Source organism: Desulfobacteraceae bacterium, from assembly GCA_022340425.1.
Classification (GTDB): Bacteria; Desulfobacterota; Desulfobacteria; order Desulfobacterales; family JAABRJ01; genus JAABRJ01.
Map to the genome: position 1 here is coordinate 1 of JAJDNY010000003.1, position 7,915 is coordinate 7,915.

At 64.2% G+C, this 7,915-nt stretch carries 11 protein-coding genes; 5 read left to right on the top strand and 6 right to left on the bottom strand.

What is annotated here, in order from left to right:
• The 5 genes from LJE63_00170 to LJE63_00190 all read left to right on the top strand — a co-directional run.
• Nucleotides 1-370: redoxin domain-containing protein (locus LJE63_00170; protein ID MCG6905005.1), on the top strand; the 370-nt coding region annotated here is incomplete at its 5' end.
• A gap of 129 nt (nucleotides 371-499) precedes the next feature.
• Nucleotides 500-1,096 (top strand): peroxiredoxin, encoded by a 597-nt coding sequence (locus tag LJE63_00175; protein ID MCG6905006.1) that lies wholly within the window; start codon nucleotides 500-502, stop codon nucleotides 1,094-1,096.
• On the top strand, nucleotides 1,093-1,812 hold the full coding sequence (locus tag LJE63_00180; GenBank protein MCG6905007.1) for a TIGR04282 family arsenosugar biosynthesis glycosyltransferase: 720 nt from the start codon (nucleotides 1,093-1,095) through the stop codon (nucleotides 1,810-1,812). Before LJE63_00175 ends, LJE63_00180 begins: the two co-directional genes overlap by 4 nt.
• A 135-nt stretch (nucleotides 1,813-1,947) precedes the next feature.
• Entirely contained in the window at nucleotides 1,948-2,202 is a 255-nt protein-coding gene (locus tag LJE63_00185) for a glutaredoxin family protein (GenBank protein ID MCG6905008.1), read from the top strand.
• Nucleotides 2,202-2,534, top strand: coding sequence for a ferredoxin:thioredoxin reductase (locus LJE63_00190; GenBank protein MCG6905009.1), 333 nt, complete (start codon nucleotides 2,202-2,204; stop codon nucleotides 2,532-2,534). The genes LJE63_00185 and LJE63_00190 overlap by 1 nt, the downstream gene beginning before the upstream one ends.
• A 51-nt stretch (nucleotides 2,535-2,585) precedes the next feature.
• On the opposite strand, the gene nqrF is transcribed toward LJE63_00190, so the two are convergent.
• From nqrF to LJE63_00220, 6 genes are all read right to left on the bottom strand, one after another.
• A complete protein-coding gene (gene nqrF, locus LJE63_00195; protein MCG6905010.1) occupies nucleotides 2,586-3,803 on the bottom strand; it encodes an NADH:ubiquinone reductase (Na(+)-transporting) subunit F in 1,218 nt (405 codons plus the stop codon).
• Between the two features lie 10 nt (nucleotides 3,804-3,813).
• A complete protein-coding gene (nqrE, locus tag LJE63_00200; protein MCG6905011.1) occupies nucleotides 3,814-4,431 on the bottom strand; it encodes an NADH:ubiquinone reductase (Na(+)-transporting) subunit E in 618 nt (205 codons plus the stop codon).
• Between the two features lie 14 nt (nucleotides 4,432-4,445).
• Nucleotides 4,446-5,063 carry an NADH:ubiquinone reductase (Na(+)-transporting) subunit D gene (locus LJE63_00205; protein MCG6905012.1) on the bottom strand — a complete coding sequence of 206 codons (618 nt, stop codon included), beginning with the start codon at nucleotides 5,061-5,063 and terminating at the stop codon, nucleotides 4,446-4,448.
• A gap of 9 nt (nucleotides 5,064-5,072) precedes the next feature.
• The gene (locus tag LJE63_00210) at nucleotides 5,073-5,792 is read right to left on the bottom strand and encodes an FMN-binding protein (protein MCG6905013.1); all 720 of its coding nucleotides are present in this window, start codon (nucleotides 5,790-5,792) and stop codon (nucleotides 5,073-5,075) included.
• Nucleotides 5,785-6,966, bottom strand: a complete 1,182-nt coding sequence (locus LJE63_00215) for an NADH:ubiquinone reductase (Na(+)-transporting) subunit B (protein MCG6905014.1) — start codon at nucleotides 6,964-6,966, stop codon at nucleotides 5,785-5,787. Before LJE63_00215 ends, LJE63_00210 begins: the two co-directional genes overlap by 8 nt.
• 19 nt (nucleotides 6,967-6,985) lie before the next feature.
• A partial coding sequence (locus LJE63_00220) for a 4Fe-4S dicluster domain-containing protein (GenBank protein MCG6905015.1) occupies nucleotides 6,986-7,915 on the bottom strand: 930 nt, incomplete at its 5' end.

Consider the following 7,915-nt stretch of genomic DNA (forward strand, 5'->3'; position numbering starts at 1 on the left):
CCAAATTTTCAGCATGTACTGCCCCCACTGCCAGCGGCAAGCCCCGGAGGTCAATCGGCTGTTTGAGATCATCGAAGCGGACCGGCACTTGCGCGGTCGGGTCAAGCTGATCGGGATCGGTGTCGGCAACTCGGAGTTCGAGGTGGGGGTTTTCCGCCAAAGCTTCACCATCCCCTTTCCACTTTTTGCCGATGAGCGCCTGGCCGTTCACCAGCAGCTGGGGTCGGTTCGCACGCCCTATTTTTTCGGTGCCAGAATCGGTGGTGACGGGGCCGCGCGGGTCTTCTACTCCCGTGCGGGGGGGATCGAGGACGGTGGGGCGGGGGAATTTTTGGAGATTCTGTTGGAAAATGCCGGCCTCGGGGAATGACCCACTGGCCACCGCAGGTGGGGGTAAAGGGCCTGCGATTTTTGCGGCCGGCCAGCGCTTTTATCGGCAAAACAACAACGGCGGCCCCGGACTTGGATTTCGGGGCCCGAACAGCGGGAGGTTACCACCATGCGGAGCTTGACCGTTGCGCTGGCAGCCACTTTTCTGCTGCTGGGCGGCAACCACGCCCCGGCGCAGGCCCCCCAGTGGCAGCACGACATGCTCTACGACCCGGGGCCACTCAAGCCCACCGATAGCCATCTCAAGGTGCGGGTCGGCGACCCGGCGCCGGATTTCACCCTGCCCGACCTCGGCGGCCGGGACGTGACCCTCAACGGTTACCGTGGCAAAAAAAACGTGGTGATCTCCTTCGTGCCTGCGGCCTGGACGCCGGTCTGCTCGGATCAATGGCCGGGCTACAACCTGGCCCGGCCGCTTTTCGAAGCACGCGACGCGGTCGTGCTGGGCATCACGGTGGACAACCTGCCCACGCTGCACGCCTGGACCCGCCAGATGGGCACCTTGTGGTTTCCGGTGCTTTCCGATTTCTGGCCCCACGGGGCGGTGGCCGAGCGCTACGGGGTGCTGCGCTCGGACGGGGTTTCCGAGCGGGCCCTCTTCATCGTCGACAAGAAAGGGGTCATCCGCTACATCGCGGTTTCGGACATCAACCGGCGCCCCGACCTGGCGGACTGCATCGCCGAGCTGGACAAACTCCAACCGTGATCCGGTATGCCGACCAAGGGTGCGCCGGTGACGCCTGCGTGCTGGTTTTCGTGCGCGCCCCGCGGCTGGGCCAGGTCAAAACCCGGTTGGCGCGTACCCTGGGAGAGCCGGCGGCCCTTGCGCTCTACCGCGGGTTCGTGGCCGACCTGCTGGACACCCTGCGCCAGTGCGGCCAACCGCTGATCGCCTGCTGCACCCCGGCCGCGGCCTGCGACGCCGTGGCAGCCTGGATGGCGCCCCTGGCCGCTGTCTATCCCCAGACCGGCGCGGACCTCGGGGAGCGCATGGCGGGTGCTTTCGGCCGCGCCTTCGGCGATGGTTTCCGGCGGGTGCTGCTGGTGGGCAGCGACCTGCCGGATCTCCCGGCGGCCGTGTTTGAAACGGCATTTGCGGCCCTGGCGGATCGCCCGGCGGTGATCGGTCCCACCCTGGACGGGGGGTACTATCTCATCGGCTTTCGCCGGGAAAACTTTCTACCGGCGGTCTTTGAATCCGTTCGCTGGGGCACGGCCCGGGTGCTGGCCGAGACTCTCGCTGCTTTCCAGCGCCACGGCCTGGGGGTGCATCAGCTGTCCGTCTGGCGCGACATCGACGATCTGAACGATCTCCTGGCTTTCGCGCGGCGCTCCCAGGCCATGGCGGCCCCGGCCCGGCGCACGCGGGCCCTCGTGGCAGGCCTTGGCCTGGGAGGGCTGAAAGCGCCCCAGCCGCCCTGATGGCGGCCCGCCGGCGCGGGTGCGGCATACGCCGCGCCCAAAATATATTGAATTCGGCTGGGATCTATACTATCCATCTGGCCGAGAGGCCATCAACACCCATTTGCGGACGGATAAATGAAAGGAAGGCAACCTATGGCCACTAAACCCGTCAAGGTTTATTCGCTCAGCACCTGCAGCCACTGCAAGGCCACCAAAAAGTTTCTGGCCGAGTGCACGGTCAAGTACGATTTCGTGGATGTGGACACCCTGGACGGTGAGGAGCGTGCCGCGATCGTGGAGGATGTGAAGAAATTCAACCCCAAGTGTTCGTTTCCGACCATCATCATCGGTGAGAAGGTGATCGTGGGTTACAAGGAAGACGAAATCAAGGAGGCGCTTGGACTGTGATGGATGCCGAAGAACTCTACCAGATGCTCAAAAAGAGCCAGGAACCCAAAGGCTACTACTTCAACAAGGATCTCGAGCGGGTCTTCGATCTGATGGCGGCGCTGCTCTTCAACAAGGAGCGCTACGGCTACATGGGCTGTCCCTGCCGGCTGGTCTCGGGCGACAAGGAAAACGACCGCGACATCATCTGCCCGTGTGTCTACCGCACCCCCGACGTTGAGGAATACGGCAGCTGCTACTGCAACCTCTACGTTTCCAAGGAGTGGAACGAGGAAAAAATTCCCCACGCCTACGTACCCGAAAGACGCCCGCCGGAAAAGATCCTGCTCTAAATCAACCCCACTCCCGGGCGGGGCGGAGGCAGCGCCCCGCCCGGGCCTTTTTCAGCCGAACTCGTCGTAGCTGATCATTTCCGGCTCCACCCCCAGGCTGTCCAGCATCTTTTTGACCGCGCTGAGCATCATCGGCGGGCCGCAGAGATAGTATTCGATTTCCGTCGGGTCTTCGTGCCGGCTGAGGTACATGTCGTACGCCACCTGGTGGATGAAGCCGACCGGGCCCTCCCAATCGTCTTCGGGCTGGGGTTCGGAGAGCGCCACGTGGTAGCTGAAATTGGGGTGCCGACGGGCCAAGTCCTGAAACTCCTCGTCGTAGAACATCTCCTGGCGCGAGCGGGCCCCGTACCAGAAGGTGATCCGGCGCTCGGTGTGCTCGGTTTCCAGCTGGTGGCGGATGTGGCTGCGCATGGGCGCCATGCCGGCGCCGCCGCCGATGAAGCACATCTCGCGCTCGGTGGGGGCGACGAAAAAATCACCGTAGGGGCCGCTGACCGTCACCCGGTCCCCCGGTTTGAGGCTGAAGACGAAGGATGATCCCACACCCGGCGGCGCGTCGCTTCCCGGCGGCGGGGTGGCGATGCGGATGGTGAAGCGCAGCAGTTTTTCGCTGGGCGGGTTGGCCAGGGAATAGGCCCGGTAGCAGGGTTCCTCGGCCCGCGCCTGGAGCTTCAGCAGGCCGAAGCGGTCCCAGGCGGCGCGGTAGCGCTTGTCGATGTTGAACTCCTCAAAGGAGGTTCGGTACTCGGGGATGTCGATCTGGACATAGGCCCCGGCCTCAAAGGGCATCTCCTCGCCGGGATCCAGCCGCAGCTGGAGTTCCTTGATGAAGGTGGCCACGTTTTCGTTGGAAACCACCGTCGCGTTGTACTTGCGGATGTTGAAGATCTCGTCGGGGATCCGGATTTCAAGGTCTTCCTTGACCTTCAGCTGGCAGGCCAGGCGCACGCCCTGCAGCCGCTCCTTGCGACCCACCAACGACAGTTCGGTGGGCAGGATGTCGCCGCCGCCGGCAGTCACCACGCACTTGCAGGTGCCGCAGGTGCCCTGGCCGCCACAGGCCGAGGGAATCAGGATGTCGTTTTCGGTCAGCGCCGAGAGCAGGGTGCGGCCCACCGGGGTGCGGATGCTTTTCTCCTCGTCGTCGTTGATCACGATGCGGCGTTCGCCCTTCTGGGTGACCTTGGCCTCCACCAGCAGCAGAACCCCCACCAGGAAAAAGATCACCCCGCTGAAAACCACCAGGCTGATAAGATAGACCGACATCGATGGGCTCCTAAAGCATAATTCCCGAGAAAATCATGAATGCCATGGCCATCAGGCCGGTCACGATCATGTTGATCCCGAATCCCTGCAAGCCCTCGGGGACATCGGCGTAGCGCAGCTTTTGCAGCAGGGTGGCCATAGCCACGATGGCCAGCATCCAGCCGACACCCGAGCCGAAGCCGTAGACCACGGTTTCGCTGAAGGTGTACTCGCGCTCCACCATGAACAGCGAGGCCCCCAATATGGCGCAGTTGACGGTGATCAGCGGCAGAAAGACCCCCAGGTTGTTATAGAGCGCCGGGGAAAAGCGGTCGATGACCATCTCCACCACCTGGACCATGCCGGCGATGACAGCGATGAAGAGCACCAGCCGCAGGAAGCTCAGGTTGACCTCCGGCAGGCCCGCCCAGGCCAGCGCCCCGGGGGCCAGCAGAAAGTGGTAGACCAGCCAGTTGGCCGGTGCGGTGATGGTCAAAACGAAGATCACCGCTATCCCCAGGCCGGTGGCGGTCCGCAGGTTCTTGGAGACCGCCAGAAACGAGCACATCCCCAAAAAATAGGCCAGCAGGATGTTGCCCACAAAAACCGAGTTCAACAGGATGCTGATCAGGTTCTCGGTGTTTTCCATCGCGGTTTTCCCCGTCAGTTCTTCAAAAGGGTGTGCTCCAGCCAGACGAAAAGCCCGATGGCGATGAAGGCGCCCGGCGCCAGAACCATCAGCCCCATGTTCTCATACCCCGCGCTGTAAAAAACCTCGGGAACGACCTGGAACCCCAGGAGTTTGCCGGAGCCCAGGAGCTCGCGGACGAACGCCACCCCGATTAAAATCGAGCTGTAGCCGATCCCGTTGGCGATCCCGTCCACGAAGGAGTCGTAGGGGCCGTGGGACATGGCGTAGGTCTCCGCCCGCCCCATGACGATGCAGTTGGTGATGATCAGCCCCACGAAGACCGAGAGCTGCTTGCTGATGTCGTAGAGAAAGGCCTTGAGCAGCTCGTCGGCCAGAATCACCAGGGTCGCGATGATGGCCACTTCGGCGATGATCCGGATGTTGCGCGGGATGAGATCGCGCAGGAGCGCGATGATCAGGTTGGAGAAGGCCACCACCATTGTCAGCGCCAGCCCCATGACGATGGCGGTCTGGAGCTGGACGGTGACCGCCAGCGCCGAGCAGATCCCGAGAATCTGCTTGGAGATCGGGTTGCTCTGCCAGAGGGCCGCGGAAATCGCCTTGTAGGTCGTGCTGCGGCTGAGCTTCATGGGGCTGCCTCAGGAATTGCCGTCGGGGACGGACTGGATCTGGTTGTTGCGGAACTTGATCGAGACCGGCTCGTACTTGTGGAGGATCTCCCGCAGGCCGGCGCTCAGGTACTGGCCGGTAAGGGTAGCGCCGCTGATGCCGTCCACGTAATAGGGCCGCTGGGGTTCGGGGACCCGGGCCTCGACGTCGCCCTTGGCGATCTGCACGGAAACGAAATTGCCGTCCCGGTCCACGATGCGCTTGCCGACGAAGTTTTTCTGGAACCACCTCTTTTCGATCTCACCGCCCAGCCCCGGGGTTTCGGAGTGCTGGTAGACGGTGAAGCCGGAAATGGTCGAGCCGTCGCTCTCGATGGCCAGGTAGCCGAGAATCCGGCCCCACAGCCCGCGGCTGTCGATGGGCACGATATAGGCGCGGATGGCGCCCTCCCGGGTGTAGAGGTAGATCGGGTAATCTTGCTGACCGCGGTCGCCTTCGGCCACGATCTCACCCTCCGGGGTGACCCAGACCGCCTCGATGAACTCGTCGTAGAGTTTTTCCACCGCGGCCCGGTCCTGGCGTTCCTCCGGGTCGATCAGGGCGACCGACTTCAGGATATTGCGGTGCTTGTCGTGCAGCATGTTCTGCTGCTGCAGGGCCTGCAGGCCCGTGGCGGCGGCGGTCAGCACGATGCTGCAGACCAGACACAGGACGGCAGCGAACAGCAGCGATCTGGCTTGGCTAGACATTCGGCACCCTTCTCCTGATGCGGGCCCGCACGGCCAGGTGGTCCATCAGGGGCGCAAATACGTTCATGAAAAGAATCGCCAGCATGATCCCTTCGGGAAAGGCCGGGTTGAAGACCCGGATCAGGACCGTCAGGGCGCCGATCAGAAACCCGTAGACCCAGCGGGCGCTGTTCATGTCGGGGGCTGAGACCGGGTCGGTGGCCATGTAGGCGATGCCGAAGGCGCTGCCGCCGATCAGGAGATGAAAGACCGGGTTGAGGTGCAGGTAGGCCTGGGAGCCTTCCCCGGCCGCGAGGTTGAGCAGCAGGCCGGCGGCCAGGATGCCGAGCACCCCGCCCAGGATGATGCGGTAACTGGCGATTCCGATCACCATCAGAAAGACCGCCCCCAACAGGCAGAGGAAGGTCGAGGAGGCGCCGATGCTGTCCGGGTAGAGGCCCCAGAAGAGACGGGAGGCGTCGAAGCCGGCTCGGGCCAGGGCATCCTCCACCCGTCCGCCGCTGGTGGCCGCGGCGAGGGCCAGCGGGGTGGCGCCGCTGACGGCATCGGCGGCCGCCTCCGGGGCGCCGACCAGGACCGTCCAGACGGCGTCTCCGGAACTCTGGGCCGGGTAGGCGAAGTAGAGAAAGGCCCGTCCCGTCAGCGCCGGGTTGAGGAAGTTGCGGCCGGTGCCGCCGAAGATCTCTTTTCCGATCACGATCCCGAAGGAAATCCCCAGCGCCGCCTGCCACAGCGGCGTGGTGGGCGGCAGGGTGAGGGGAAAGAGCATGCACGAGACGAAAAGCCCCTCGCTGATCTCGTGCTTGCGGACGACGGCGAACAGCACCTCCCAGAAGAAGCCGACGGCGTAGGTGACCAGCACCAGCGGCATGACGATCCACAAGCCCCGAAAGGTCACCGCCAGGGGTTTCAGCGACAGCCCGGAGGCCAGGTGGCTCTGGTAGCCGGCGTTGTAAATCCCGAAAAAGAGGTGCGGCAGCAGGGCGATGATCACCAGGGTCATGAAGCGCTTGACGTCCAGGCTGTCGCGCACCTGGGGACCGGCTGCGGTGACGGTGGCGGGGCCGAAAAAGATCGTTTCGATGGCCTCGAAAAACGGGTAGTAGCGGGCATACTTGCCGCCCTTTGAAAACTTCGGGCGCCGGGCGTCGAAAAACTCTTTGACGATTCTCATGGTCTCCTGCGGCCCTCCGTCAGCCCTGGTCCCGATAGTAGGACGCCTTAGCGCGTTTCAGGGTCTTCAGCAGTTCGATTTTTGACGGGCAAACGTAGCTGCACAGCCCGCACTCGACGCAGTCCAGCAGTCCGTGGGCCAGGTACTCCTCGACCTCCTCCGCCAGGATGCTCTTGTAGGTAAGCTGGGGCAGGATCTCCACTGGACAGACATCCGGGCAGTAGTTGCAGGCGATGCAGGCCCGCAGCCCGCCGTTGCGGTTGCAGTCCATGGTGAGATCGGCGGGGTTGACGGCCGACAGAAAGGCCCGTGAGTAGCTCGGGCGCTTGAAGCCCGGCCGCACGAAGCCCAGGAATGCGCCGCTCTCGTGGCCTTCGGGCAGCAGGTGGAGCGCCTTTTCCAAAAACCCCAGGTAGCCCTCGGCGGTTGCGGCATGGCCGGTCAGAATCCCGCCGTTCACAAAGCGGGTATCCCCCGCCCGGGTGCGTCCCGCGGCCAGATCGGCCAGGGGGACCCCCAGGCGGGTCCGAAAATGCTGTGGCGACTCGGCCCGGCTGCCCGCCAGGACGACGGTCCGGGCGGTGGGGTAGCGGCCGGTCTGGAGCAGTTCGGCCATAAGCAGCAGGTCCTGGGCGTCGATGTACCAGCTGCGGTTGACGGTCGGCTCCGTGCGGGTCTGGTACACCAGGACCCCCGGGTCGTGGGCCGGGTAATTGCCGGCGTAGGTGTGGGTGAGGACATCGGCGAAGGTTTTGAGAATCTCGGTGTCGGCGGCCGGGGCAGCGACAAACACCCGCCCCTCGGCCAGCCGGTCCAGCACCGCCAGGCCAAAGCGCAGGCGCGCTTCGTTCCCCTGCAGGTAGACGGCGGGCTGCGGCTGAAAGGGCTCGGTGCTGCCGACCTGGACGTAGACGGCCGGCGGCAGTTCATCCGGTCGGGGCATGTCGCG

Excerpts from the sequence above, each read along its gene's own strand:
- LJE63_00175 (MCG6905006.1), top strand. The coding sequence starts at position 500 with ATGCGGAGCTTGACCGTTGCGCTGGCAGCCACTTTTCTGCTGCTGGGC.
- LJE63_00185 (MCG6905008.1), top strand. The coding sequence starts at position 1,948 with ATGGCCACTAAACCCGTCAAGGTTTATTCGCTCAGCACCTGCAGCCAC.
- LJE63_00190 (MCG6905009.1), top strand. The coding sequence starts at position 2,202 with ATGGATGCCGAAGAACTCTACCAGATGCTCAAAAAGAGCCAGGAACCC.
- nqrF (MCG6905010.1), bottom strand. The coding sequence starts at position 3,803 with ATGTCGGTCTATCTTATCAGCCTGGTGGTTTTCAGCGGGGTGATCTTT.
- nqrE (MCG6905011.1), bottom strand. The coding sequence starts at position 4,431 with ATGGAAAACACCGAGAACCTGATCAGCATCCTGTTGAACTCGGTTTTT.
- LJE63_00205 (MCG6905012.1), bottom strand. The coding sequence starts at position 5,063 with ATGAAGCTCAGCCGCAGCACGACCTACAAGGCGATTTCCGCGGCCCTC.
- LJE63_00210 (MCG6905013.1), bottom strand. The coding sequence starts at position 5,792 with ATGTCTAGCCAAGCCAGATCGCTGCTGTTCGCTGCCGTCCTGTGTCTG.
- LJE63_00215 (MCG6905014.1), bottom strand. The coding sequence starts at position 6,966 with ATGAGAATCGTCAAAGAGTTTTTCGACGCCCGGCGCCCGAAGTTTTCA.